The 23,739-nt window shown below is 69.9% G+C and carries 25 protein-coding genes; 14 read left to right on the top strand and 11 right to left on the bottom strand.

The window, feature by feature from the left end; all coding sequences use genetic code 11:
* Nucleotides 1-91: 91 nt before the first annotated feature.
* Complete coding sequence (locus AB0I98_RS24720) at nucleotides 92-1,501, top strand: MFS transporter (RefSeq protein ID WP_362945190.1); 1,410 nt, start codon at nucleotides 92-94, stop codon at nucleotides 1,499-1,501.
* Between the two features lie 119 nt (nucleotides 1,502-1,620).
* A complete protein-coding gene (locus AB0I98_RS24715) occupies nucleotides 1,621-2,259 on the top strand; it encodes a DedA family protein (RefSeq protein ID WP_362945188.1) in 639 nt (212 codons plus the stop codon).
* A 92-nt stretch (nucleotides 2,260-2,351) separates the two neighbouring features.
* Here the strand turns inward: AB0I98_RS24715 and AB0I98_RS24710 are convergent, their stop codons facing one another.
* On the bottom strand, nucleotides 2,352-2,882 hold the full coding sequence (locus AB0I98_RS24710; protein WP_362945186.1) for a gamma carbonic anhydrase family protein: 531 nt from the start codon (nucleotides 2,880-2,882) through the stop codon (nucleotides 2,352-2,354).
* A 110-nt stretch (nucleotides 2,883-2,992) separates the two neighbouring features.
* Here AB0I98_RS24710 and AB0I98_RS24705 point away from each other — a divergent pair, with 110 nt between their 5' ends.
* A complete protein-coding gene (locus tag AB0I98_RS24705) occupies nucleotides 2,993-3,757 on the top strand; it encodes an acyltransferase (RefSeq protein ID WP_362945184.1) in 765 nt (254 codons plus the stop codon).
* Between the two features lie 10 nt (nucleotides 3,758-3,767).
* Here AB0I98_RS24705 and AB0I98_RS24700 read toward each other — a convergent pair whose 3' ends face one another.
* Nucleotides 3,768-4,625 carry a DMT family transporter gene (locus tag AB0I98_RS24700; RefSeq protein ID WP_362945182.1) on the bottom strand — a complete coding sequence of 286 codons (858 nt, stop codon included), beginning with the start codon at nucleotides 4,623-4,625 and terminating at the stop codon, nucleotides 3,768-3,770.
* Nucleotides 4,626-4,739: 114 nt separating this feature from the next.
* Here AB0I98_RS24700 and AB0I98_RS24695 point away from each other — a divergent pair, with 114 nt between their 5' ends.
* Nucleotides 4,740-5,312 (top strand): helix-turn-helix domain-containing protein, encoded by a 573-nt coding sequence (locus tag AB0I98_RS24695; protein WP_362945180.1) that lies wholly within the window; start codon nucleotides 4,740-4,742, stop codon nucleotides 5,310-5,312.
* Between the two features lie 23 nt (nucleotides 5,313-5,335).
* Nucleotides 5,336-5,896, top strand: coding sequence for a YbaK/EbsC family protein (locus AB0I98_RS24690; RefSeq protein ID WP_210571053.1), 561 nt, complete (start codon nucleotides 5,336-5,338; stop codon nucleotides 5,894-5,896).
* 3 nt (nucleotides 5,897-5,899) lie between these two features.
* On the opposite strand, the gene AB0I98_RS24685 is transcribed toward AB0I98_RS24690, so the two are convergent.
* Complete coding sequence (locus AB0I98_RS24685) at nucleotides 5,900-6,931, bottom strand: cation diffusion facilitator family transporter (RefSeq protein WP_362945178.1); 1,032 nt, start codon at nucleotides 6,929-6,931, stop codon at nucleotides 5,900-5,902.
* 62 nt (nucleotides 6,932-6,993) lie between these two features.
* Here AB0I98_RS24685 and AB0I98_RS24680 point away from each other — a divergent pair, with 62 nt between their 5' ends.
* Nucleotides 6,994-7,353, top strand: coding sequence for a metalloregulator ArsR/SmtB family transcription factor (locus tag AB0I98_RS24680; RefSeq protein WP_210571055.1), 360 nt, complete (start codon nucleotides 6,994-6,996; stop codon nucleotides 7,351-7,353).
* Nucleotides 7,354-7,365: 12 nt separating this feature from the next.
* Here the strand turns inward: AB0I98_RS24680 and AB0I98_RS24675 are convergent, their stop codons facing one another.
* From AB0I98_RS24675 to AB0I98_RS24665, 3 genes are all read right to left on the bottom strand, one after another.
* Complete coding sequence (locus AB0I98_RS24675; RefSeq protein ID WP_362945176.1) at nucleotides 7,366-8,589, bottom strand: 4-hydroxybenzoate 3-monooxygenase; 1,224 nt, start codon at nucleotides 8,587-8,589, stop codon at nucleotides 7,366-7,368.
* Between the two features lie 58 nt (nucleotides 8,590-8,647).
* Entirely contained in the window at nucleotides 8,648-9,493 is an 846-nt protein-coding gene (locus tag AB0I98_RS24670) for a formylglycine-generating enzyme family protein (protein ID WP_362945346.1), read from the bottom strand.
* A gap of 149 nt (nucleotides 9,494-9,642) precedes the next feature.
* Nucleotides 9,643-10,050, bottom strand: a complete 408-nt coding sequence (locus AB0I98_RS24665) for a CoA-binding protein (RefSeq protein ID WP_362945174.1) — start codon at nucleotides 10,048-10,050, stop codon at nucleotides 9,643-9,645.
* Nucleotides 10,051-10,218: 168 nt separating this feature from the next.
* On the opposite strand from AB0I98_RS24665, the gene AB0I98_RS24660 reads away from it, so the two are divergent.
* The 3 genes from AB0I98_RS24660 to AB0I98_RS24650 all read left to right on the top strand — a co-directional run bounded on the left by AB0I98_RS24660 (nucleotide 10,219) and on the right by AB0I98_RS24650 (nucleotide 12,161).
* A complete protein-coding gene (locus AB0I98_RS24660; RefSeq protein ID WP_362945172.1) occupies nucleotides 10,219-10,935 on the top strand; it encodes a hypothetical protein in 717 nt (238 codons plus the stop codon).
* Nucleotides 10,932-11,471 (top strand): histidine phosphatase family protein, encoded by a 540-nt coding sequence (locus AB0I98_RS24655; RefSeq protein ID WP_362945170.1) that lies wholly within the window; start codon nucleotides 10,932-10,934, stop codon nucleotides 11,469-11,471. The genes AB0I98_RS24660 and AB0I98_RS24655 overlap by 4 nt, the downstream gene beginning before the upstream one ends.
* 63 nt (nucleotides 11,472-11,534) lie before the next feature.
* Nucleotides 11,535-12,161 (top strand): YigZ family protein, encoded by a 627-nt coding sequence (locus AB0I98_RS24650; RefSeq protein WP_362945168.1) that lies wholly within the window; start codon nucleotides 11,535-11,537, stop codon nucleotides 12,159-12,161.
* An 81-nt stretch (nucleotides 12,162-12,242) separates the two neighbouring features.
* Here AB0I98_RS24650 and AB0I98_RS24645 read toward each other — a convergent pair whose 3' ends face one another.
* From AB0I98_RS24645 to AB0I98_RS24625, 5 genes are all read right to left on the bottom strand, one after another.
* Nucleotides 12,243-13,424, bottom strand: coding sequence for a NosD domain-containing protein (locus tag AB0I98_RS24645; RefSeq protein WP_362945167.1), 1,182 nt, complete (start codon nucleotides 13,422-13,424; stop codon nucleotides 12,243-12,245).
* Between the two features lie 39 nt (nucleotides 13,425-13,463).
* Nucleotides 13,464-13,661 carry a hypothetical protein gene (locus tag AB0I98_RS24640; protein ID WP_362945165.1) on the bottom strand — a complete coding sequence of 66 codons (198 nt, stop codon included), beginning with the start codon at nucleotides 13,659-13,661 and terminating at the stop codon, nucleotides 13,464-13,466.
* Nucleotides 13,662-13,699: 38 nt separating this feature from the next.
* The gene (locus tag AB0I98_RS24635) at nucleotides 13,700-14,605 is read right to left on the bottom strand and encodes a carbohydrate ABC transporter permease (protein ID WP_362945163.1); all 906 of its coding nucleotides are present in this window, start codon (nucleotides 14,603-14,605) and stop codon (nucleotides 13,700-13,702) included.
* Nucleotides 14,602-15,477 (bottom strand): sugar ABC transporter permease, encoded by an 876-nt coding sequence (locus AB0I98_RS24630; RefSeq protein ID WP_362945161.1) that lies wholly within the window; start codon nucleotides 15,475-15,477, stop codon nucleotides 14,602-14,604. The genes AB0I98_RS24635 and AB0I98_RS24630 overlap by 4 nt, the downstream gene beginning before the upstream one ends.
* A 61-nt stretch (nucleotides 15,478-15,538) precedes the next feature.
* The gene (locus tag AB0I98_RS24625; RefSeq protein WP_362945159.1) at nucleotides 15,539-16,879 is read right to left on the bottom strand and encodes an extracellular solute-binding protein; all 1,341 of its coding nucleotides are present in this window, start codon (nucleotides 16,877-16,879) and stop codon (nucleotides 15,539-15,541) included.
* A gap of 437 nt (nucleotides 16,880-17,316) precedes the next feature.
* On the opposite strand from AB0I98_RS24625, the gene AB0I98_RS24620 reads away from it, so the two are divergent.
* The 5 genes from AB0I98_RS24620 to AB0I98_RS24600 all read left to right on the top strand — a co-directional run.
* Nucleotides 17,317-18,324 carry a LacI family DNA-binding transcriptional regulator gene (locus tag AB0I98_RS24620; protein WP_362945157.1) on the top strand — a complete coding sequence of 336 codons (1,008 nt, stop codon included), beginning with the start codon at nucleotides 17,317-17,319 and terminating at the stop codon, nucleotides 18,322-18,324.
* 91 nt (nucleotides 18,325-18,415) lie between these two features.
* On the top strand, nucleotides 18,416-19,795 hold the full coding sequence (locus tag AB0I98_RS24615) for a glycoside hydrolase family 172 protein (protein ID WP_362945155.1): 1,380 nt from the start codon (nucleotides 18,416-18,418) through the stop codon (nucleotides 19,793-19,795).
* On the top strand, nucleotides 19,788-21,260 hold the full coding sequence (locus AB0I98_RS24610) for a glycoside hydrolase family 32 protein (RefSeq protein WP_362945153.1): 1,473 nt from the start codon (nucleotides 19,788-19,790) through the stop codon (nucleotides 21,258-21,260). Before AB0I98_RS24615 ends, AB0I98_RS24610 begins: the two co-directional genes overlap by 8 nt.
* 207 nt (nucleotides 21,261-21,467) lie before the next feature.
* Nucleotides 21,468-22,631 (top strand): exonuclease SbcCD subunit D, encoded by a 1,164-nt coding sequence (locus AB0I98_RS24605; RefSeq protein ID WP_362945151.1) that lies wholly within the window; start codon nucleotides 21,468-21,470, stop codon nucleotides 22,629-22,631.
* The coding region (locus tag AB0I98_RS24600) for an SMC family ATPase (RefSeq protein WP_362945150.1) at nucleotides 22,628-23,739 on the top strand (1,112 nt) is incomplete at its 3' end. The genes AB0I98_RS24605 and AB0I98_RS24600, both read left to right, overlap by 4 nt.

Here is a 23,739-nt window from a genome sequence, read left to right as displayed (position 1 = left end):
GCAGAGGGTTCTGGCTGGGATGCCGGGGGCCGACGAGCCTCTTTCTCCACAACGCCTCGCAACGCCGCGTGAGAGAAAGGGACTCGACACGATGTCCGTCACCGTGGCTCCGGCCACCGCACTCACCCCCCGGCTGAAGCTCGTACTGGTGCTGCTGCTCGCCGCCCAGTTCATGCTCGCCGTGGACTTCTCCATCCTGAACGTCGCACTGCCGGTGATCGGTGCGGGCCTGGGCTTCTCGCTGGCGCACCTCCAGTGGATCGCCACCGCCTTCGCCCTCTGCGCGGCCGGCTTCACGCTGCTCTTCGGCCGGGTCGCGGACTTGTTCGGCCGACGGCGGCTGTTCCTCGGCGGTCTCGTGGTGCTCGCCACTGCCTCGCTGGCGGGCGGCCTGGCGCAGAGTCCGGAGGTGCTGATCGCGGCGCGGGTCTGCCAGGGCCTGGCCACGGCCGCGGTGACCCCGGCCGGCCTGTCACTGCTGACGACCGCGTTCCCGGAAGGACCGCTGCGCGAGAAGGCGCTCGGCCTCAACGGGGCGCTGATGTCCGCCGGGTTCACCACCGGAGCCGTCCTCGGCGGTCTGCTGACGGACCTGCTGTCGTGGCGCTGGGCGTTCTTCATCAACGTGCCCGTGGCCCTGATCGTCCTGTTCGTCGCCCCGACGGTCATCCAGGAATCCCGGCCCGACGAGCGCCCGAAGCTGGACGTGCCCGGCGCCGTCAGCGTGACGCTCGGTCTCCTCGCCGTCGTCTTCGGCTTCACCCAGGCCGGTGAGCACGGCTGGGGTTCGGCGCAGGCGCTGCTGTCGCTGGCGGCCGGAGTGGTGCTGCTCCTGGTGTTCTACGCCGTGGAGGGCAGGGTGTCCGCGCCGCTGGTGCCGCTCGGCGTGCTCCGCAAGCGGTCGGTGGCCTGGGGCAATGTCGCCGGTCTGATCGCGTTCCTCACCGAGACCTCCCTCGTCTTCCTGCTGACCCTCTACCTCCAGGAAGTCCTCGGCTTCTCCCCGCTGGCGGCCGGCCTGTCCTTCGGTGTGCTCGGCATCGGCACGGTCGTCGGCGGCACCATCGCCCCGAAGGTCATAGGAAAGGCGGGCACCAGACCGACGCTGATCGTGGGCGGCATCCTGCAGACCGTGTTCACGGCCGCGCTGCTCGGACTCGGCGACGACCGGTCGTGGATGTGGCTGCTGCTGGTCGCCACCTTCGCCGGCGGCGTGGGCAACATGCTCGTCATCGTCGGCTTCATGGTCACCGCCACCTCCGGTCTCGCCGACCACGAGCAGGGACTGGCCACCGGCCTCGCCACCATGACCCAGCAGGTCGGCATCACCATGGGAACGCCCATCATGAGCGCGGTCGCCACCGCTGCCATGACCGGAACCGGCACACCGGCGATCCTCGACGGCCTGAAGACAGCCGTCGCCGTGAACGCGGCCATCGTCCTCCTGGGCGTCCTGACCAGCGCCGTGTTCCTGCGCGACGCCCGGGCCGGCAGCCGGTGACACCCTGCGACCTGTGGGACGCCGTGGTGTCAGAGTGACCCGGTAGGCTTCCCGGCGTGCGCCCGGCTCCGGGCGCACGCCGGCAAAAGACGCAGGACGCGAATCGGGAGGAAGCGGCGTTGCACGTCCAGGAATGGCTCGAGACGGTACCCCCGATCGCCATCTACGCACTGGTGGGCGTGGTGATCGGCCTGGAGAGCCTGGGCATCCCGCTGCCGGGCGAGATCATCCTGGTCTCCTCCGCGCTGCTCGCCTCCCAGCACGGCGACATCGACCCCTTCATCCTCGGAGCGTGCGCCAGCGCCGGCGCCATCATCGGCGACTCCATCGGCTACGCCATCGGCCGCAAGGGCGGACGCCCCCTGCTGGCCTGGCTCGGCAACAAGTTCCCCAAGCACTTCAGCGAAGGCCATATCGCCACCGCCGAGCGCTCCTTCCAGAAGTGGGGCATGTGGGCCGTCTTCTTCGGCCGCTTCGTCGCCCTCCTCCGCATCTTCGCCGGCCCCCTCGCCGGCGTACTGCACATGCCGTACTGGAAGTTCCTCATCGCCAACGTCTTCGGCGGCATCCTCTGGGCAGGCGGCACGACCGCCGTCATCTACTACGTCGGCGTAGTAGCCGAATCCTGGCTGAAGCGCTTCTCCTGGCTGGGCCTGGTGGCAGCGGTCCTGATCGGCCTCACATCGATGCTGATCTTCAAGCGCAAGGCGAAGAAGGCGGCACATGTACGGCAGGAGCCGGTAGCCGCCGGGGAGTAGAACGCCCTTTAGGGGCGCGGGGCTGTATCGATTTGCGGCTCCGCCGCGTGGGCGCGACAAGCCACAACGCACCCGCAGACCGCGTACGACCTTCAGCCCCCGTGCTCTTCCCGGTGCGCCTTCGCCAACTCCGCATACATCGTCCCGTTCAGCGTGACCCCCTGGCGCTCCTCCTCCGTCAGCTCCCGCCTCACCTTCGCGGGAACGCCCGCAACCAAGGAACCGGCCGGCACCCGCATCCCCTGCGGCACCAACGCCTGCGCCGCGACCAAGGACCCCGCCCCGATCACCGCCCCGTTCAGCACAGTCGCCCCCATCCCGATCAGACAGTCGTCCCCAACGGTCGCCCCATGCACCACCGCGTTGTGCCCGACAGACACCCGCGCACCGATGCTCACAGGGAACCCGGGGTCGGCATGCAATGTGCAGTTGTCCTGGATGTTGCTCTCAACCCCGACAGAGATCCGCTCCACGTCACCGCGCACCACCGCCCCGTACCAAACGCTCGCCCCAGCCTCCAGCGTCACATCACCGATCACCGTGGACGTGGGCGCCACAAAAGCCTCCGTGTCGATCTTCGGCTCCCTGCCGCCGATGCCCTTGATCAGCGCTTTGTGCGTCATCACCGTCTCCTGTCGTCCGCGGTACACCGGAACGCTACCGCCACCTGGTAGGGCGAAGATCACAGCCCCTCGGCCTCATAAGGGGCCCGAACGCTCAGTACGGTAAGCGGGTGCTCAAGCGCAAGAACACGTTCTCGTCCTGGCGGCGCAGCCTCACGCAGCGCGCTGTCCACGCGGGCTGGGCGTGGGCGCAGCGCATGGGTTCGGTGACGGCCGAGAGCCCCGGCCGCTTCCACTTCGGCGCGATCGGCGAAGCCACCCGTCTCGCCTTCCCGCTCGGCACGGTCTTCGGTGAACCCTGGATCCACCTCGGCTCCCACTGCATCGTCGGCGAGCAGGTGACCCTGACCGCAGGTCTGATGCCCGACCTGGACCTCGGCCCGGAGCCGATCCTGCGCATAGGTGACGGCGTGGTCCTGGGCCGTGGCAGCCATGTCATCGCCGACACGACGGTCACCATCGGCAGCGACTGCTACTTCGGGCCGTACGTCTATGTCACGTCCACGAACCACTCGTACGACGACCCGCACCAGCCCATCGGCAAGCAGTGGCCGCGGATGGAGCCGGTGGAGATCGGGCCGGGCTGCTGGATCGGCACCGGCGCGGTGATTCTCCCCGGCGCCCGGATCGGCCGGAACGTCGTGGTGGCGGCGGGGGCGGTCGTACGAGGCGTGGTGCCCGACCATGCCGTGGTGGCGGGCGCGCCCGCTCGGGTCGTACGACGCTGGACTCCCGGCGAGGGCTGGCAGCCGCCGCTCAGGACCCCCGCGCCGGTGCCGATTCCGGACGGGATCACGCCCGAACAGCTGCTGGCGCTGGGGGAGTTGGACGAGGAGACCGCGGCCAGGCTCGCCCAGCTGGACGCCGAGGCCTGAGTGGTCCCGCTCAGCCCGTCGCCAGCAGCAGCGTGCCGACCAGGGCGAGACCCGCGCCGGCCGCCTGGATCGTCCGCAGCCGTTCGCTGAGGAAGCCGCGTGCGGCCAGGGCGGTCACCACCGGGTAGAGCGAGGCGAGTACCGCGGCCACGGTGACCGGGCCCTGCTGGGCGGCGATCGAGTACGTGCCGTTCGCCGCGACGTCCGCCAGCCCGACGAAGGCCAGCGTGGGCAGCGAGGCCCACAGGAAGCCGCCCTCCGGGACGGCCGCGGCGCCCTTCTTCACGGAGACATAGAGCGCGAGGCCGCCCGCCGCCACGTTCGTCACACGCTGCACGAAGAGGGCGAGGAAGAGACCCGTGATGGTCGTCGACGCCTCTGCGATCAGCGCGAACACCGTGCCGAAGCCCAGCGCCGCGACGAGCGTGAGCAGGATGGCCTGGCGCTGCACCGGCGCGCCCCTGAGCTGCGGTCCGCCCGCGAGGACGACGCCGAGGACGGCGACCGCGATGCCCGCGACCTGCACCAGGCCGGGCCGCTCACCGAGGAAGAGCCCGACACCGACCGGGACGGCGACGCCCAGGGTGCCGAGCGGGGAGACCACGCCCATCGGCCCGAGCGCCAGTGCCTTGTAGAAGCAGAGGAGGGCGACCGGCCCGACCAGCCCGGCCGCGACCGCGAACCACAGCCGCGGACCGGCCTCGCTCCAGGCGCCCATGGCCACCACGATCACGCCGAGCACGGCCGCCGCGATCGTCTGCGAGACGACGACCACGGTGAGCGCCGGGGTGCGTCGGGTCAGCAGTCCGCCGCCGAAGTCGGCCAGCCCCCACAACAGGCTGGTGGCCAGGGCGAAGAATGCTGTCACGGGTAGCCTCGCAGTACAGTTCGGTGAACACACAGGTGCCTCGGTTGCACCCCACCGTAGTTCAATGAACTGAACGCTGTCATCCAGAATATTGGCCTAGATGTTGGATGGAACGTGTCGGACCTCGACCTGCTGACCCAATCCCTGGCGCGCAACGTCAAACACTGGCGATCGGTGCGCGGCTACACGCTGGAGGTGCTCGCCGGCCGGTCCGGCGTCAGCCGCGGCATGCTCATCCAGATCGAGCAGGCTCGCACCAACCCCAGCCTCGGCACGGTTGTCAAGATCGGCGACGCCCTCGGGATCAGCATCACCACCCTCCTCGACTACGAGCAGGGCCCGAAGGTCCGTATCGTCCCCGCCGAGCAGGCCGTACGGCTGTGGCACACCGACGCCGGCAGCTACAACCTGCTCCTCGCGGGCACGGAGGCCCCCGGCCCGCTGGAGATGTGGAGGTGGCTCCTGATGCCGGGCGAGAGCAGCCCCTCGGATCCGCATCCCACCGGCACGGTCGAGCTGCTGCATGTCACGGAAGGCGAGCTGACGCTCACGGTCGACGGCGTGGAGTACCAGGTCCCGGCCGGTTCGAGCGCCTCTTTCGAGGCCAACACCCCGCACGAGTACGGCAATACGGGCGACGCGCCGATGCGCATGGTCATGGCGGTCTCGGTCCCGCCCGTGCACTGAGACGGCCCTGTTACCGTGCGGTCATGGACGCGCCCATCGGACACTTCGACACCGCCGCCCCGGCCCCCGACTCCCTCGACGAGCTGACCCGCCCGGTCGCCGACGCCGTACGCCACTGGAGCGGCAGCGTCCCCGCCGACCAGATCGTCTACGTCGACACCGACCCGGAGTGGGCCGACACCGCCGTTTTCGTGGAGCACTACGGTCGGGAGCTGCTGGAGCAGTCCGCGAACTGCGTGGTGGTCGCGGGCAAGCGCGGCGGCGAGACCACGCTCGCCGCCTGTGTGGTCCTGTCCACCGCCCGGGTCGACGTCAACGGCGTCGTCCGCCGCCAACTCGGCGCGCGCAAGGCCTCGTTCGCGTCGATGGACACCGCGACCGGCGAGACCGGCATGGAGTACGGCGGCATCACCCCGATCGGGCTGCCCGCCGACTGGCCGGTGTTGGTGGACTCGGCCGTCGTCGACCTGCCGTACGTCCTGGTCGGCAGCGGGCGCCGGCGCGGCAAGCTGCTGGTGCCGGGGAAGGCGTTCGCCGAGCTGCCGGGGGCCGTGGTCCTGGAGGGGCTGGGCGTTCCGGTGTGACGGTCAGGTGTGGTGGGCGAGCGTCAGATGCGGATCCGCCTCGCCCGGGACCGGCGCCGGATCGGCGTGCACCAGGGCCGCGGTGAGCCGCGGAACGGCGTGCAGCAGCGCGTGTTCGGCGTTCACCGCGACGGCATGGGCCTGACGTACCGTCACATCGCCGTCCACGACGACCGCCACCTCGGCGCGCAGCCGATGCCCGATCCAGCGCAGCCGCAGCTCACCCACCCCACGCACGCCCGGCACCTCCCGCAGCGCCCGCTCGGCCCGGTCCACCAGGGCCGGGTCGACGGCGTCCATCACCCGCCGGAACACCTCCCGTGCCGCGTCGCGCAGCACCAGCGTGATCGCCGCCGTGATCGCCAACCCCACGATCGGGTCGGCGAGTTGCCAGCCCAGCGCGGCGCCCCCGGCACCCAACAGCACGGCCAGTGACGTGAATCCGTCCGTACGGGCATGCAGTCCGTCCGCGACCAGTGCGGCCGAGCCGATCTCCCGCCCGACCCTGATCCGGTAGCGGGCCACCCACTCGTTGCCCGCGAAGCCGACGAGGGCGGCCACGGCGACCGCCGGAATGTGCTCGACGGACCGCGGGTCGATCAGCCGCTCGATCGCCGTCCACCCCGCGAAGGCCGCGGACGCGGCGATCGTCAGCACGATCGCGATACCCGCCAGATCCTCGGCGCGTCCATAGCCGTAGGTGAACCGTCGCGTGGCCGCACGCCGGCCCAGCACGAAGGCGATCCCGAGCGGTACGGCGGTCAGCGCGTCCGCGGTGTTGTGCACCGTGTCGCCGAGCAGCGCGACCGAACCGGACATCGCCACCACGACCGCCTGCGCCAGCGCCGTCACCCCCAGCACTGCGAGCGAGACCCACAGCGCCCGCATGCCGCGTGCGGAGGATTCCAGGGCGGAGTCGAGCTTGTCGGCGGTCTCGTGGGAGTGGGGGGTGAGGAGGTGGGTCAGGCGGTGGCGGAGGGAGTGCTTGTGCGTGTGGGGGGTGCCGTGGTGTTCGTGGCGGTGCCCGGCGCTCACGTGGGTCCCCTTCCGTTGCGTGCTGGTGGACATCTTCCCGTCCACGACGCCATTATGTGCGTATGAGCGCACGCATGCACCTATCACCTGCGCACCATGCGCATCCGCGCACGCCCGGCGAGGAACAGTTCGCACTCGCCGCCGAGATCCTGGCACTGCTCGGCGACCGCACCCGGCTCGCGCTGCTGCACGCCCTCAGGGAAGGGGAGGCCGACGTCACGACGCTGACGGAGGCGTGCGGGGCGGCGCGGCCGGCGGTGAGCCAGCACCTGGCCAGGCTGCGGCTCGCGGGGCTGGTGAACACGCGGAAGGAGGGGCGCCGGGTGATCTACTCGCTGCGTGACGGGCATCTGCGCCGGCTCGTGGACGAGGCGCTGAACGTGGCCGACCACCGGCTCAGTGACCGGCCTGTGCACGACTGAACTCGGTAACCGTCAGCCGCTGGTGTTCAACCCCAGGTAGCCCTCCGCGAACGCGGCCGCTGCGAGGCGTGAGTCGAAGAGGCGGTGCAGCCGGGCGCGGGTGGTGCCCGCGCGGTACGGGTCGCCGGACGAGGTGCCGTGGTAGACCTCGGAGAGCCACTGCGAGAACTCCGCGTAGTCCCAGGCACGGCTCACACAGGTCGCCGAATAGCCGTCGAGGCCGCTGGCGTCGCCCTTCGTGAGGTGGGCGACGAGCGCGTCGCCGAGCAGGAAGGCGTCGTGCAGGGCGAGGTTCATGCCCTTCGCCGCGATCGGTGCGGTGAGGTGGGCCGCGTCGCCCGCGAGGAACAGCCGCCCGAACACCATGGGCTCGACCACGTAGTTGTGCATGTCGAGGACGCGCTTCTCGATCAGCCGCCCTTCGGTGAGCGGCGGGGCGCCGGCCGCGCCGAGCCGGGCCCGCAGCTCGGACCAGACCCTGTCGTGCGACCAGTTCTCCGGGGCGTCGCCGGGCGGGCACTCCAGGTAGTAGCGGGTGACTTCGGGGCTGCGGGCCATGTGTCCGGCGAAGCCGTTGGGATGCAAGCCGAACAGCACGCAGTCCGCCGACTGCGGTGCCTCTGCGAGTAGCGCCAGCCACCCGATGCCGAAGTCGTGGCGCGCGATCCGGGTCCGGTCGGGCGGCAGTACGGTCCGGGTCACGCCGCGCGCCCCGTCGCAGCCCGCGACGAAGTCGCAGTGCAGGACCTGCCGTTGACCGGTCTCGGGGCAGAGGTACGACACCGAGGGCCGGTCCGAGTCCACGTCGTGCAACTCGACGTCCCGCACACCGAAGCGGATGGCGCCGCCCCGCACGTCCGCGTACTCGCGCACCAGGTCCGTCACCAGCAACGGCTGCGGATAGACGAAGTGATGCTGCCCCGTCAGCTCGCCGTACGAGAACCGGAACCGCTCACCGGCGAAGCGGAACTCGCACTCGGTGTGCAACTGGGCCCGCTCCAGCAGGTTCGCGGCGAGGCCGCGCCGTTCCAGGGCGCGTACGGCCCACTCCTCGATGACTCCGGCCCGCGGCCGGCGCTCGATGAACTCCCGTGTCTCGGTCTCCAGGACGACACAGTCGACGGAGGCGGCCCGCAGGATGTTGCCGAGGGCCAGCCCGGCTGGCCCGGCGCCCACGATGACGACCGGAAAGCGTTGCGGGGCGGGGGAGTTGGCGTGGGGGGTGGCGAAGGTCACCCGTGCATTATGGGGCGCCGGGGCGCCGCGCGGGAGTGCCGTGTGGACGTACGCAGCCTCACGGACGTATGTCCTGCGCGCAGCGGAAGCCCATGTGGCCGCTGGTGCTGTCGGGGGTGTTGGCGCTGCGGGCCGCGACGCGGTAGCGGTTGCAGTACGACTTGTGGCACATGTGCGAGCCGCCGCGGATGACCTTGGCGGTGCCGGAGTGGGGGCCGGTGGGGTTGGTGGATTGCGTGGTGGTGTGGTCGGTGGCCCACCAGTCGGCGCACCATTCCCAGACGTTCCCGGAGACGTTGTACAGGCCGAAGCCGTTGGGTTCGAAGGCGTCCACGGGCGCGGTGCCGCGGTAGCCGTCGTCGGCGGTGTTCTTCGTCGGGAAGGTGCCGCGCCAGATGTTGCAGCGGAACTCGCCGCCCGGGTTGAGCTCGTCGCCCCAGGGATAGCGCCGCTGCTCCAGCCCGCCGCGGGCCGCGTACTCCCACTCGGCCTCCGTGGGCAGCCGCTTGCCCGCCCAGGCCGCGTACGCCGCCGCGTCCTGCCACGACACATGCACGACCGGGTGGTCGCCGCGGTCCTCCACCGTACTGCCGGGCCCCTCCGGACGCTGCCAGGTCGCGCCCTCGATCCCGCACCACCAGGGCGCCTGCTCGGGACGCGGGGCACCACGGCGCAGGGCGCCGGGCAGGAAGCCCGCGAAGACGTACGACCAGCCGAAGCGCTCGGCGTCAGTGGTGTGTCCGGTGTCGTCGACGAAGGCCGCGAACTGCTCGTTGGTCACCGCGCATGCGTCGACACGGAACGCGTCGAGCCGCACCGCCCGCACCGGGCCCTCACCGTCGGCCGGGAACCCCTCGCTGTCCTCCGCGCCCATCAGGAACTCGCCGCCCGGCAGCAGCACCATGCCTTCCGTGGAGCCGCCGCTTGTCACCGTCGGCGGCGGCTCGGACAGCTCCACAGACTGCGCGTGCCCGCGTCCCGACGGCGAGCAGCAGGGAGACTCGTGCATCTGTGTTCCTCGCGGTGAAGTGCGCCTTGGTACGCGTCCGGACCCTAACCCAGCCGAGGTATCTCGATCGCCGGGCACCGGTCCATCACCATCTCCAGGCCTGCCGCCCGGGTGCGCTCGTACGCCGCCTCGTCGATGACGCCGAGCTGGAACCAGACCGCCTCGGCGCCCTTCGCGACCGCCTCGTCGGCGATCGCACCGGCGAGATCGCTGTTGACGAAGACATCGACGACGTCGACCGGGAAGGGGATCGCCTCCAGGGACGGGTATCCCTGCTCCCCGTGGACCGTCTCGGCCTTCGGGTGGACGGGCACGATCCGCTTGCCGAAGCGCTGCAGCACGTCGGCGACGCCGTAGGCCGCGCGCCGCTGGTTGTTCGACAGGCCCACCACGGCCCAGGTGTCGCCGGTCTCGGTGAGGATCTTGCGGACCGTCGCTGCGTCGCCGTACACCGCTGGCCTCCTGGGCATGGAAGAAGAGCTGTCGTAGCGCACAACGGGTGAGGCGGCGCCGTGATTCCCGTTCCCTGCCGACTCGCGCGCCCTCTTGATTCACGCCATCGCGGTCCGGATTTCGCGCCGGATCCTGCGTACGGCCCTCCGTCCGCCTACGCTCACCCCGTGCTGCGCATCACCGACGCCCGTACCGGCGACTTCGTCGCCGCCGCTCCCGTCCGGCGGGGGCTGACCCGTGTCGAGGCCCATCCGCCGGGCTCCGGCATGACCGGCCTGCGGGTGCTGCTCGCCGCGGACCTGCTCGTCCGCGCCCTGGAACTCGGCGGCACACCGGTCTGGGCGCTGTTGAGCTGCGAGCGGGACCCCGCCGAGCTGGTGGCGGGCGCGGCGGCACTCGGCATCCGGCCCTTCGAGCACAGCCGGGACGCCGATCCGGGCCTGGGCGAGGCACAGGTCATCCATGTGGTGACCGAGGGCGGCAGCGCACCCGAGGGTGTCCGGATCGCCGTAGCTCCCGTCCACCCGGAGGCCCCCGAGGGCGCCGACCCCGCTGCCCTGCGCCTGGCGCTGCTCTCCCGTCCGCGTGCCGCGTTGGTGCGGCTCGACGAGGCCGCCCTCGGCGAGGCGGACGAGACGCTCCGTCGTTGGCGGAGTGCAGTCGCCGCCTGGGCGCACCGGCCGTCACGGCCGGTCCCCGACGAGGTGCGCGGACGGCTCCGTACTGCCTGGGAGGACGATCTCGACGTCCCCGAAGTGCTGGCGACCCTACGGTGGGCGGAGACCGAGCCCGGCATTCCCGACGGCGCCCGCTTCGAGACGTACGCCTACGCCGACCGGCTCCTCGGTCTCGACCTCACCCGCGATCTGGGGGCCCCGGCATGAACGCCCGCTTCGGAACCGGCCCCCTGCGCCGCCTCGTCGTCCTGCGGCACGCCAAGTCCGCCTGGCCGGACGGCGTCGCCGACCACGCCCGCCCGCTCGCTCCTCGAGGCCGCCGGGACGCGCCCGCCGCGGGCATCGCGCTCGCCGAGGCCGACTGTCTGCCGGACCTGGCGCTGTGCTCCACCGCCGTCCGCGCCCGGCAGACCTGGGAGCTGGCCTCCGCCCAGTGGGGCACCCCGCCACCGGTGCGCCACGACCCGAGGCTGTACGCGGCTGACGTCCCCGACTTGCTGTCCGTCGTGCACGACGTGTCCGCCGAGGTCGAGACCCTGCTGCTGATCGGACACAATCCCGGCCTGGAGGAACTGGTCCTCGCGCTCGCCGGCGACAGTCTCGACGACGCGGTGGAGAGAGTCCGTGTGAAGTTCCCGACGTCGGCGATCGCCATCCTGACCTGGTACGGCACGTCATGGCGGGGTCTCGCCCCGGGCGGGGCCCTGCTGACGTCGATGATGGTGCCGCGCGGGAAGAAGTAGCGGCAGGAAGCAGCGCCAGAAGCAGCTGTCCACGCGCGCGTGCCCTGCGCATAGGCTGGCCCGATGCAGGACGAGTACCGCACAGTGGCCCGCGCGGGCGTGCACGAGACCGAGGTCAACCGCTCCCGCTTCCTGTGCGCCCTCGCCCCGGCCGCCACCGAGCAGGAGGCGCAGGACTTCGTCGCGGCCGTCCGCAAGGAGCACGGGGACGCCACCCACAACTGCTACGCGTACGTCATCGGCGCCGACGCCGCGATCCAGAAGGCCAGCGACGACGGCGAACCCGGCGGTACCGCGGGCGTCCCCATGCTCCAAATGCTCCTCCGTCGCGACATGCGGTACGTCGTCGCCGTCGTCACCCGCTACTACGGCGGTGTCAAGCTCGGCGCGGGCGGCCTCATCAGGGCGTACGGCGGTGCCGTGGGCGAGGCCCTGGACACCCTCGGCACGATCACCCGCAGGCGCTTCCGCCTCGCCACGGTGACCGTCGACCACCTGCGCGCGGGCAAGGTCCAGAACGACCTGCGAGGCACCGGCCGCGAGGTGCGCGACGTGCGCTACGGAGAAGCCGTCACGATCGACATCGGGCTGCCGGACGCCGACGTGGAGGCGTTCCGGGCGTGGCTGGCCGACGCCACCGCGGGGACGGCCGGGTTCGAACTGGGTGGAGAGGCGTACGGGGACGCCTGACAGAAACGGCAAGAAGCGCACCCTTCCCCTGCGCGGACACGGAGGTTCTGCTCCTACTTCAGCGCGCGCAGGGGATTCCGCTCACGGGGTGGCAACGAGGGAGTAGTTGTCGGTGTACGCCTGCAGCTGTGAGCTCTCGGCGCTGTAGAGGATCTTCGTCTTGGTGGTGGAGGAGTCGAGGACGATCTTGACGTCGAGGTTGGCCTTGATGTTGTTGGTGGCCAGGTAGTTCCGGGCGCCGCCTGCGACGAGGACGAGCGTCGGATCGGCTCCGGACGGGTTGATGTTGGCGGCCGGCACGGAGAACGAGAACTGGTTGCCGGTGACGGAGTTGTCATCGCCGTTGATGTGGACCAGGCCGTAGAGGTCGTCGTAGCGGGTGCTGGTGCCGTCGCCGTATACACGGCGGAAGTGGTTGCCGGAGATGAGGTTCTCCGAGCTGCCGTTCGTCAGGGCGATCATGCTGGGGAAGTTGCTCAGCAGCTTGTTGGCGGAGATGTTGCAGCGGTTGGAGTTGATGAGGGTGATGTTGCAGGCCCACAGGATGGTGTTGCCGGAGATGAGGATGCCCTCGGCGTTCTCCGCGAAGACCGAGTAGCCGGCCCAGGCGCTGATCAGGTAGTTGTTGGTGATCTTCGCGACCTGCGAGGCGCCGGTGAGTGAGATGGAAGTGCCGCACTCGGCGACGAAGTTGTTGGTGAAGCTGCAGGCGTCCGCGCCCCGGACGACCATGGCCTGGGTCAGGTAGACGAAGCCCATCCCCTCGAAGCGGAACGAGTCGTTGTCCGACTGGACCGAGATACCGATCTTGTGGTTGCCCTCCACGTACGGCTTGCTGGACGCCACACCGTCGATACAGAAGTCCTGGAAGACGATGCCGTTGAGCCGGCCGACCTCGACGGGCGCGCCGGAACGCTGGACGAGGAACGCCTCGTTGTTGCCGTCGGTGTGCTTGACCCGGATGTGGCTGGAGCCGGGCTGCACCTCGATCCACTTGCTGGTGTCGGAGGTGTCGTCGTGGATGGCGCGGGACAGGAAACCGTGTCCGGAGCCCTTGATCGTCAGAAAGCTGATGTCGATGACTACGCGGGTGAGCAGGTCGTAGTGGCCCGGCGGGATGTATATGACGGCGCCGGGTCTGGTGTTCTGGGTGGTCTGCTTCGACTTGATGTCCGCGATGATCTCGTTGATCACCTGGCCGATGTCGGTGTGCGGGGAGACGCTGCCGTTGAAGGTGGTGACGTCGTAGACGGTGTCCGCCATGGAATGTCCTTCCGGTTGCAGGCTGTTGAAGGGTGCTGCTCAGAGGAGGCCGACGATCGAGGCGTACGACGGATGCGGCTTGGCGCCGGGCTTGGGCGGCTTGGGGCGCTCCGGGACGGCCGCGGCGGCCGGCTGCGGCGGTGCGGCAGCCAGGAACGTCACGGTGGTCAGCGCCGAGAGCGCGGCGCCTTTGAGCAACGTGCGACGGGACGGGGCAGGTGGTTGGGCAGAGGCCATGACGGCTCCTCACGAACAGGGATGTGTGAAAAGGGAATTCAGCGGACGGCGCCCGCGGTCATGCCCGCGATGACCTGCTTCTGGAAGGCCGCGTAGATCGCCAGCTGCGGCAGCAGGACGAGGGTGGCGGACGCCATCATGGCGCCGTAGTTGACGCTGTAGACGCCCTGGAACTGGGAGACGCCGAGGGAGACGGTGGTCATGTTCGGGTCGTTGATGAGGGTGACCGCGAAGGGGAACTCGTTCCAGACGTAGACGACGTTGAGGATCGCGAGGGTGGCGATGACCGGTCGCATGAGCGGGAAGGTGACCTTCCAGGCCATGCGCCACAGCCCGACCCCGTCCATCACCGCGGCCTGTTCGATCTCCTCGGGGAAGTCCCGCAGGAACCCGGTCAGCAGCAGGATGTTGAAGGGGATCGTGACGGCGACGTACGGCAGGATCAGCGCGAAGTAGGTGCCGAACAGGCCGAAGGCGATGTCGAGCCGGTACACCGGGAACAGCAGGATGTACACGGGGATGGCGAGCCCGGCCAGGAAGTAGAAGCGCAGGGTGTTCTGCGTACGGCGCTTCCCGCTGCGGAAGGCCATGCGGGTGAGCGCGAACGCCGCCATGTAGGAGATGACCAGCCCGACCGTGACCGAGACGACGGCCAGGATCAGGGTGTTCTTGTACATCACCAGCAGGTTGAGGGTCTCCATGGCCTGCTGGTAGTTGGCCAGGGTGAGGTCCGTCAGCGAGAAGGGGTGGTTGAGGATGTTGTCGTTGGTCTGGAACGACAGCAGCACGATCCACAGCAGCGGGAACAGGATCACGAAGGTGATCAGGTAGGCGACCGCCGAGACGACGATCCTGCCGCGGCTGCGGCGTCGCGGCTTGTGCGGGATTTCGTCGGGGGCCGCGGGTGACGAGAGCGACGTCTTGACCTCGGTGTCGATACTCAACGGACTTCTCCCTTACGGCGGTTGCCGAGGAACGTGGCCGCGGAGGCGAGCGCACCCACCACGAACACCACCACGGCCAGGGCCATGCCGTAGCCGTACTGCTGGGTGGTGAAAGTGATGTGGTACATGTAGCTGACCATGACCTCGGAGAGGTGGACGGGACCGCCGCCGGTGAGCGCGTAGACGAGTTCGAAGACCTTGAAGACGCCGGTGACGACGAGCGCGGTGACGATGCCGAACGTCTCGCGCATCATGGGGATCTGGATGTGCCGCAGCTGCTGCCAGCGGCTGGCGCCGTCGAGGCTGCTGGCCTCCATCACATCGCGCGGCAGCATGCGCAGGCCCGCGAAGAAGATGGTCAGCACGAAGCCGATCTGCTGCCAGAGATAGACGAGGCCGATCGAGTACGGGCTGAGCGTGGGGCCGCCGATCCACTGCGGGTGCGCGGGCACGCCGATCGCCAGCAGGAAGGCGTTCACCAGGCCGATCTTCGGGTCCAGGATGAAGATCCAGATCAGTCCGACGAGGATCGGCGCGATGATGGCCGGGGCGAAGACGAGCGCCCGCATCGCGCCGCTGCCCTTCACCTTGCCGCTGAGCAGGACCGCGAGCAGGAAGCCCAGCGGGATCAGCAGGAACAGGGCGATGCCGAGGATGATCCCGGTGTTGCGCATCGAGGTCCAGAAGGCGTCGTCCTGCGTCATCTGCCGGTAGTTGTCGAGGCCCGCGAAGCCGCCTGCGGAGACGCCGTCGAAGTTGGTGAAGCTGTAGTAGAGCGAGTACAGGATCGGGTAGATCATGTACACGCTGTAGATGAGGAGGGCCGGCGCGATCATGAGGGTGAAGTGCCGGCGCGTGGTGAGCCAGTTCATGCCGTTCCCGTCGTCCGGGCCCGCACGCCGCCCGCGCGACCTGCGGGCGCCGGCAGCGTGACTACTTGATGGTCTTCTGGACGTTCTTCGCGGCCTCTTCGGGGCTGAGGCTGCCGCCCATGACGCCGTAGAAGCTGTCGTACATGGCGCTCGCGGTGGCCGCGGACACGACCAGGTCGGGCTGGGCCTTCGGGCTCTTCCAGCCGGGCTTGGAGGCTTCGTTCAGGACAGCGGCGAAGACGGAGTTCTTCGTCGCGTCCACAGAGGGCTTGTACGTCGTCACCGGCGGCTGGGCGTTGTCGACGAGGATCTTCTGGCCCGCGTCGCTGTAGTAGAACTGGATGAACGCCTTCACCGCCGCGTACTTCTTCTTGTCCTCCTTGACCTTGGCGCTCACCACGAACGGCGCCGAGGGGACGTTCATGACGAGCTTCTGCTCGCCGACGCCGTCGGAGAAGGTCGGGCCCGCCCAGAAGCCGGTGTCCTTGCCCACGGTGCTCTTCTGGATCTTCGCCGCCTCCCAGACGCCCGCATCCAGGAAGGCCGCCTTGCCGTCCGTGTACGAGGCGACGGCCTGGGCGTAGGTCTGGGTGTTCATGTTCGAGGGGAAGGCGCCCGCCTTCGCCAGCTCCTCCACGTGCTCGTACAGGCGCAGGAAGTCGGCGTTGTCGTAGCTCGCCTTGCCGGACAGGATGTCGGGGTACTTCGCCTCGTAGCCGAAGCGGTCGAGCATGGTCAGGAACGCCCAGACGCTGAACGAGGAGTTGTTCGCGCCCTGCGCGATCGGTACCACGCCGGCCGCCTTGAGCTTCTTCACGGCGGCGAGCAGGTCCTCGAAGGTCTCGGGGACGGCGATCTTGTGCTCGTCGAGGATGGCCTTGTTGTAGTAGAAGCCGGTGACCAGCGCCTGGTACGGGAGGCCGTACTGGACGCCGTCCTGCCGGAAACCGGAGAGCATGCTCGGGGCGAACTTCGCCTTGAGGTTGTTCTCGGCGAGGATCGGGCTCAGGTCCAGCAGGTTGTCGCTCTTGACCATGGTCTTGGCGAGCGAGTCGTAGACCCAGAAGATCTCCGGCAGCGTGCCGGACTGCGCGGCGATGGTCATCCGCTGCTCGTGCTGGTCGACCGGCTGGCCCTCAAGCTTGATCTTCATGTCGGGGTTCTTCTTGTTGAACTCCTGCACCATCTGCCAGGTCGCCGGGTCCTGGGTCTTGCTGTCGGGGTTGTGCATGGACAGCGTGATCAGGCCGTCGGACGACGATCCGTCCGCCGTGTTCACCGCAGAACCGCAGGCCGTGGCGGTGACGAACAGGGCGCTCGCCGTGGCGGTGAGCAGGAGTCGGCGCGAGATACCGGAGTGCCGTCTCGACGTCGGGGGCGCGGGCTGAGGAGAGGTCGCCATCGTGCTGCTGCCTTCCGGGAACTGGATGGGGAGGCGGAACCGGCGTGGGGTGACAGGGCTCCGAGGAGATGTTCGGTATCGGTGCAGGTCGTCCGTTCCGGCATGGATGTCCGGTGTGCTCGAATGTTCGGCATAGGGACGGCTCTGCGGTCGCGGCGCAAACGTTTCGATGAAAGGTGCCTCCGTGGGTCCCGGCGTGTCAATACCGTGTGACGCAGAAGTTTCCGGGAGTGGGAACTCGGTGCTGGTCGCAGCCATTGACGGTCTGCGTCACCACATGCGAAGGTCTGCGCAATCGTTTCGATGAACCTGAGGTGAGCGAAACGAGTGGACGGCGAACTGGTCAAGCGCATGGACCGGCGGACCGTATGGGAGTTATGCAGTTACGGACTGGATCACGGATCGGGTCCGACGACACGAGGAGGCGGCGAGCGGCAGTGGCCACGATCTCCGACGTTGCACGGCTGGCCGGCGTATCCACGTCCACCGTGTCGCACGTCATCAACGGCACACGGCCGGTCCGCGATGAGACGCGCACCCGGGTCGAGGAGGCGGTCAGGGCCACGGGCTACCGGCGCGACAGCCTCGCCCGCGCGCTGCGCCGCTCACGGACGGACTCCATCGGACTGATCCTGACGGACGTGGGCGAGCCAGCCTTCGCGGCGATGGCCCACGGGGTCGAACGGGAGGCCATGGGCGCCGGCCTGACCGTGCTGCTGGCCAACTCGGGCGAGGACGCCGAGCTGGAAGCCAGGGCGCTGGAAGTCCTCGCCGAGCGCCGGGTCGACGGCCTCATCATCGCTCCGGTCGCCCGGTCCCGCCGTGAGGCGATCAGCGCCGTCATCGACCAGGGCACGCCCGTCGTACTGATCGACCGCCTGGGCGGGGTCAAGGCCGACCAGGTGGGCGTCGAGAACACCGCACCCATGCGGGAGCTGGTGCTGCACCTGGCGGAACAACACGGCCACCGGCGCATCGCGCTGGCCGCGGGCGACACCGGTGTGTCCACCATCGCCGAGCGGCGTCGCGGCTACCTCGAAGCCCTCGGCGAGGCGGGAATCGACGTCGACGACACCCTGATCGTCACCGGCAGTGGCCGTGCCGACGACACCCGCGAACGCATGACGAGTGTCCTGAGTCGGCCACACCGGCCGTCGGCGGTGGTCGCCGCCGGCACCGAGACCGCGGTGGGCGTCCTTGCCGCTGCGAAGGCACTGGGCCTGACCACCCCCGGCGACCTCGCCTTCGCCACCTTCGACGGCTTCCCCCACACCGACCTGTTCCGCCCCGGCATCACTACGGTCACCCAGCCGGCCCACGAAATCGGGGCCACGTCGATGCAGCTGCTGCTCAGCCGCATCGACGGCGCCCTCACCTCCCGCCCCCGTACCGTCCGCCTGGAGCCCGAGATCACCTACCGGGAGTCCTGCGGCTGCCCCGCCTGAGCCACATCCACCACAGCAAGGGGGCGGCGGGAGAGGTCCAGTCTCCCGCCGCCCGAGTTCAGCGAACCATCACTGAAGGGGTCAGTTTCCCATGCCTTCGTCTGCCCTCGAACACCTCACCCGCCCCACCCGGGCCCGCACCGCCCGCGTCTCCAGCTGGGACCAGCGCGGCCGCAACCAGGACTACTGGACGACCCCAGCCCACTCCAGCCGCGTCCTCGCCGATCTCGAAGGCCCTGGCCAGATCACGCACATCTGGATGACCCAGTTCTGCCGCCGCACCCTCGGTCCCGGCCTCATCGACCCCCTGGAAGCCGACACCGTGGCCCCCGTGATGGAGATCCACAACGCGCTCGGCGTCAACTGGGAAGAGCCGGACCCGGATTACTACCGCAAGGTCCTCATCCGGATCACCTGGGACGACGAGGAGGAGCCCGCTGTCCTCGTCCCGCTCGGCGACTTCTTCGGCATCGGCCACTGCATGCCCAACAGCTACCAGTCGGCCCTGTTCACCGTCTCCGCCAAGCCCGAGGAGTCACTGATCTTCGGCGGCAGCGCGGCCCTGAACTGCTGGGCGCCGATGCCGTTCAACAAGCGCGCCCGCATCGAGCTGGTCAACGAGAACGACCTGCCCATCCAGCAGTACTTCTACATCGACTACGAGCTGTTCCCGGACGAACTCCCCGAGGACACCCTGTACTTCCACGTCCGCTGGAACCGCAGCAACCCGTGCAACGGCTGGGCGCCCGACATCCAGACCAACAGCCCCGAGGTCAACATCGTCGACGTCACCGGCGAGGACAACTACGTCATCCTCGACACCGAGGGCAAGGGCCACTACGTCGGCTGCAACCTCTCCGTCCACCACCGGCAGGGCAGTTGGTGGGGCGAGGGCAACGACATGATCTGGATCGACGACGACTTCCTGCCCGACGGCTCAACCAGCTGGCCGCCGTCCATGCACGGCACCGGCACCGAGGACTACTTCAACCACGCCTGGGGGATGCAGAAGAACGCCTACCTCTACCACGGCGCGATCCTCCACGAGGCCGACGTCCCCGGCTACTCCGTCAACTACCGCTTCCACGTGGCCGACCCGGTCCGCTTCGAGGAACGCATCAAGGTCTCCATCGAGCACGGCCACGGCAACCACCTCGCCGACGACTGGGCCTCGACCGCGTACTGGTACCAGACCCTGCCCTCCCCGAAGGCCACGATCCTGCCCCTGGAGCAGCGCCTGCCGGTACGCCCGGCCGGCCAGCCGATGCCGGTCCCTGCCGCGCGTACCGGCGCGGTCGCCGAGGAGATCGCCGTCATGCGCGAGCGGTACCAGGCCCGCTTCGAGCGCCACATGGACAACCTCGCCGAGCGCACGCGGCAGCGGGGCGAACGCTCGCTTCAGGAGTCCGAGGCCAACATCAAGCAGGCCGCGGCCGTCCGCCGCCGTTACGACGAGCGCGCCGATGACTGAGACCAAGACCCGGGCGGCGGTGGCGCTCGACACCCACTTCCCGGCGGTCCACCTTCGCCCGCCCGCGCACTGGATCAACGACCCCAACGGCCTGGTCTTCCACGACGGCCACTACCACGTCTACTTCCAGTACAACCCGCACAGCGCCCGCCACGCGGACATGCACTGGGGCCACTACCGCAGCCGGAACCTGATCCACTGGGAGCTGCTGCCGGTGGCTCTCGCCCCCACGCCCGGCGGCCACGACAAGGACGGCGTCTGGTCGGGCAACGCCGTCTCGCACGACGGCCGCCTCACTGCCTTCTACTCCGCCCGCCACAACGGCCGTTGGCACCAGCCGGTGACCTCCGCGGTGTCGGTCGACGGCGGTACGACCTTCACGAAACGCGGTCGGCTGCTGATCCCGGAGGCGCCTGACGGCACGACGATGTTCCGCGACCCGTACGTGTGGAGGAACGGCGACCGCTGGCGCATGCTCGTCGGCGCGGCCCTGGCCGACGGGCGCGGCGCGGCACTGGCGTACGCCTCCGACGACCTCGACGACTGGTCGTACGAGGGCGTCTTCCTGGCCCGCCCGCCGCACCCCCTGCGCGATGGCCGCAACACCGAAGAAGGCTGGGAGTGCGCCCAGTACGCGGCCTTCCCCGGCGGCACCGGCGCGGTCCTCGCCAGCGCCTGGGACCCACAGGAGGGGGCGAGCTGCGCGATCTACTGGCCGGGCCGAGAAGGGGACGGCGAGTTCCAAGCCGCGGAGACACCCCACCTCCTCGACCACGGCCCCGACTTCTACGCCCCCGCCCTGCTCCGCGCCCCCGACGGACGCTGGCTCATGTGGGGCTGGATCTGGGAGGCCCGGGACGAGGAACGCGTCGGGGCCCCCAGCACCTGGACCGACGAGGCCGGCTGGGCCGGAATGCTCTCCCTGCCCCGCGAACTGGCACCGGGTGCGGACGGCGAGCTGGTCCAGCGGCCGGCTCGCGAACTGCTCGCCCTGCGCGGCGAACGACGGATCGCCGCCGCGGGCAAGGCGAGCGCCGAGCGGCCGGTGGACCTCGGCGAAGTGGCCCGGGCCACCGACCTGACCGTGACCCTCGAACGGGGCGGACGTCTAAGGCTGCTCACCTCACCGGACGGGACCGAGTACCTCGACATTGTCCACCACTTGGTCACCGGCGAACTGGTCGTCGACCGCGAGCACGCCTCCCTCGACTCCCGTGCAAAGGGCGGCAGTTGGCGCCTCCCGTCCGAGGGGCGCACCGCGACCCTGCGGATCCTGCTGGACCACTCGGTCGCGGAGATCTTCACCGCGTCCGGCCGGACACTCACCCTGCGCTTCTACCCCGTCGGCGACGGCCCGTGGCGCGTGCAGGTGGGTGCCACGGGAGTCGTCTCAGCCGCGTACACGATCGGAGCATGGGACCTGACGCCGCCCGAACCATGCAATGGCCGGCGCGTCGACTCCTGACACCGACATGGATGCCCCGCCGATCCACAGAAACGATCGCCGCGGACATTTCTGGCAATTCGGTGCCGCAGGCGGGCGATGGGCTGAGTCCCGTGATGGATCGGGGCCCCAAGGGGTTAGCGTGGTGAGCGTTGAACGCCAGCCCGTGCTGGTTCGTGCTGGTTTTTGAGGTGCAGTGGGGGTAAACGTGCAGGTCAGGGCAATGTCATGAAATTGCTGCACACTTCCGACTGGCACCTGGGCCGGGCGTTCCACCGCGTGAACATGCTCGACGCCCAGGCCGAGTTCATCGCCCACCTCGTCACGACCGTGCGTGAGCGCGAGGTGGACGCGGTGGTCGTGTCGGGAGACGTGTACGACCGGGCGGTCCCGCCGCTCGCCGCGGTCGAGCTGTTCGACGACGCCCTGCACCGGCTCGCCGGCCTCGGCGTGCCGACGGTGATGATCTCCGGGAACCATGACTCGGCGCGTCGGCTCGGCGTCGGTGCCGGGCTGATGGAGCACGCGGGAATCTACCTGTGCACCGATGCCTCGTCGGCCGGGACGCCGGTGATCCTGGCGGACGAGTACGGCGACGTGGCGTTCTACGGCCTGCCCTACCTCGAACCCGCTCTGGTCAAGGGCGAGTTCGGAGTGGAGAAGCCGGGACACGAGACCGTCCTGGCCGCCGCCATGGACCGCGTCCGCGCCGACCTCGCCACACACGCCCCCGGCACCCGCTCCGTCGTCCTCGCGCACGCCTTCGTCACCGGCGGTGAGGCCAGCGACAGTGAACGGGACATCACCGTCGGCGGGGTGGCCTCGGTCCCCGCCGGGGTGTTCGACGGCGTCGACTATGTGGCACTCGGGCATCTGCACGGCTGCCAGACCATCACCGAGCGCGTGCGCTACTCCGGTTCCCCACTGCCGTACTCCTTCTCGGAGGCCGCCCATCGCAAGAGCATGTGGCTCGTCGACCTGGCCGCCGACGGGTCGGTGACCGCCGAGCGCGTCGACTGCCCGGTGCCCCGTGCGCTGGCGCGGATCCGCGGCACCCTGGAGGAACTGCTCGCCGACCCCGACCTGGCCCGGCACGAGGAGGCGTGGGTCGAGGCCACGCTCACCGATCCGGTCCGCCCGGCCGACCCGATGGCCCGGCTCGCCGAGCGCTTCCCGCACACGCTGAGTCTCGTCTTCGATCCAGAGCGGGCCCCGGACGACCCCGACGTGTCGTATGCCAAGCGGCTCGCCGGGCGCAGCGACCAGCAGATCGCCGAGGACTTCGTGGCCCATGTGCGCGGCGCCGGGCCCGATGAGCACGAGCGGACCGTGCTGCGGGACGCGTTCGACGCGGTTCGCTCGGACGGGGCTGTCCGGGAGGTGGCGCGATGAGGCTGCACCGGCTGGACATGACCGCCTTCGGGCCCTTCGGCGGGTACCAGTCCGTCGACTTCGACGAGTTGTCGGCGGCCGGCCTCTTCCTCCTGCACGGACCAACCGGCGCCGGCAAGACGTCCGTCCTGGACGCCGTGTGCTACGCGCTGTACGGCTCGGTGCCCGGTGCCCGCCAGGGCGGTTCGCTGCGCAGCGACCATGCGGCGGCCGGTACCCGCACCGAGGTGACCCTCGAACTCACCGTCGCCGGACGCCGGTTGGAGCTGACCCGGCAGCCGGCCTGGGAGCGGCCGAAGAAGCGAGGTGCGGGCACGACCCTCGACAAGGCCCAGAGTTGGCTGCGCGAGTACGACGCCGCCACCGGCGCCTGGAAGGATCTCAGCCGCTCCCACCAGGAGATCGGCGAGGAGATCACCCAACTCCTCGGCATGAGCCGCGAGCAGTTCTGCCAGGTCGTGCTGTTGCCGCAGGGCGACTTCGCACGTTTCCTGCGCGCGGACGCCGAGGCGCGCGGCAGACTGCTGGGCCGCCTCTTCGAGACGCACCGCTTCGCAGAGGTCGAGAAGAGCCTGGCCGAGCGCCGACGCGCCACCGAGGCCCGGGTCCGCGACCAAGACGCCGCTCTGCTGGCCGACGCGCACCGTATGCAGCAGGCGGCGGGCGACGCCATGGACCTGGCGGAGCTGGCGCCGGGCGACCCCGGGCTGGCCGCCGCCGTCATGAGCGCCGCCGCCGTCGCCCGCAGCATCGCCCGCGAACAGCTGACGATCGCCCACTACCGCCTCGCGGCCGCCGAGTCCGGGCAGGCCGCGGCCGACCGCGCCCTGGCCGACGTACGCGAACTGGCGCGGCTGCAACAGCGGTTCGCTCAGGCACGCGAGCGTGCGGCGCTGATGGAGGAGCGCGTCGACGCCTACCGGGAGGCGCAGGCGCGCATGGAGCGGGCCCGCAATGCGGACGTGGTGGCGCCTGCGCTGGAGATGCGGGAGGCCGCTGACGCCGAACACCGGCGCGCGGCGGCGGCACAGGCACGCGGGGGGGGCGGGGGGCCGGGGGCCGGCGCCGAGTCGGGCGCGGGCGGACTCGGCGCCGCCGCGCGCCGGGG

Origin of the sequence: Streptomyces sp. NPDC050211, assembly GCF_040656035.1 — a bacterium.
In the GTDB taxonomy this organism is placed as follows: Bacteria; Actinomycetota; Actinomycetes; order Streptomycetales; family Streptomycetaceae; genus Streptomyces.
This window is presented reverse-complemented; position numbering and strand designations above follow the sequence as displayed.

Coding starts and splice junctions, on each gene's coding strand:
- AB0I98_RS24720 (WP_362945190.1), top strand. CDS start 92: ATGTCCGTCACCGTGGCTCCGGCCACCGCACTCACCCCCCGGCTGAAG.
- AB0I98_RS24710 (WP_362945186.1), bottom strand. CDS start 2,882: ATGACGCACAAAGCGCTGATCAAGGGCATCGGCGGCAGGGAGCCGAAG.
- AB0I98_RS24690 (WP_210571053.1), top strand. CDS start 5,336: ATGGACGCGCCCATCGGACACTTCGACACCGCCGCCCCGGCCCCCGAC.
- AB0I98_RS24680 (WP_210571055.1), top strand. CDS start 6,994: ATGAGCGCACGCATGCACCTATCACCTGCGCACCATGCGCATCCGCGC.
- AB0I98_RS24670 (WP_362945346.1), bottom strand. CDS start 9,493: ATGGTGCTGCTGCCGGGCGGCGAGTTCCTGATGGGCGCGGAGGACAGC.
- AB0I98_RS24655 (WP_362945170.1), top strand. CDS start 10,932: ATGAACGCCCGCTTCGGAACCGGCCCCCTGCGCCGCCTCGTCGTCCTG.
- AB0I98_RS24650 (WP_362945168.1), top strand. CDS start 11,535: ATGCAGGACGAGTACCGCACAGTGGCCCGCGCGGGCGTGCACGAGACC.
- AB0I98_RS24645 (WP_362945167.1), bottom strand. CDS start 13,424: ATGGCGGACACCGTCTACGACGTCACCACCTTCAACGGCAGCGTCTCC.
- AB0I98_RS24640 (WP_362945165.1), bottom strand. CDS start 13,661: ATGGCCTCTGCCCAACCACCTGCCCCGTCCCGTCGCACGTTGCTCAAA.
- AB0I98_RS24630 (WP_362945161.1), bottom strand. CDS start 15,477: ATGAACTGGCTCACCACGCGCCGGCACTTCACCCTCATGATCGCGCCG.
- AB0I98_RS24625 (WP_362945159.1), bottom strand. CDS start 16,879: ATGGCGACCTCTCCTCAGCCCGCGCCCCCGACGTCGAGACGGCACTCC.
- AB0I98_RS24615 (WP_362945155.1), top strand. CDS start 18,416: ATGCCTTCGTCTGCCCTCGAACACCTCACCCGCCCCACCCGGGCCCGC.
- AB0I98_RS24610 (WP_362945153.1), top strand. CDS start 19,788: ATGACTGAGACCAAGACCCGGGCGGCGGTGGCGCTCGACACCCACTTC.
- AB0I98_RS24605 (WP_362945151.1), top strand. CDS start 21,468: ATGAAATTGCTGCACACTTCCGACTGGCACCTGGGCCGGGCGTTCCAC.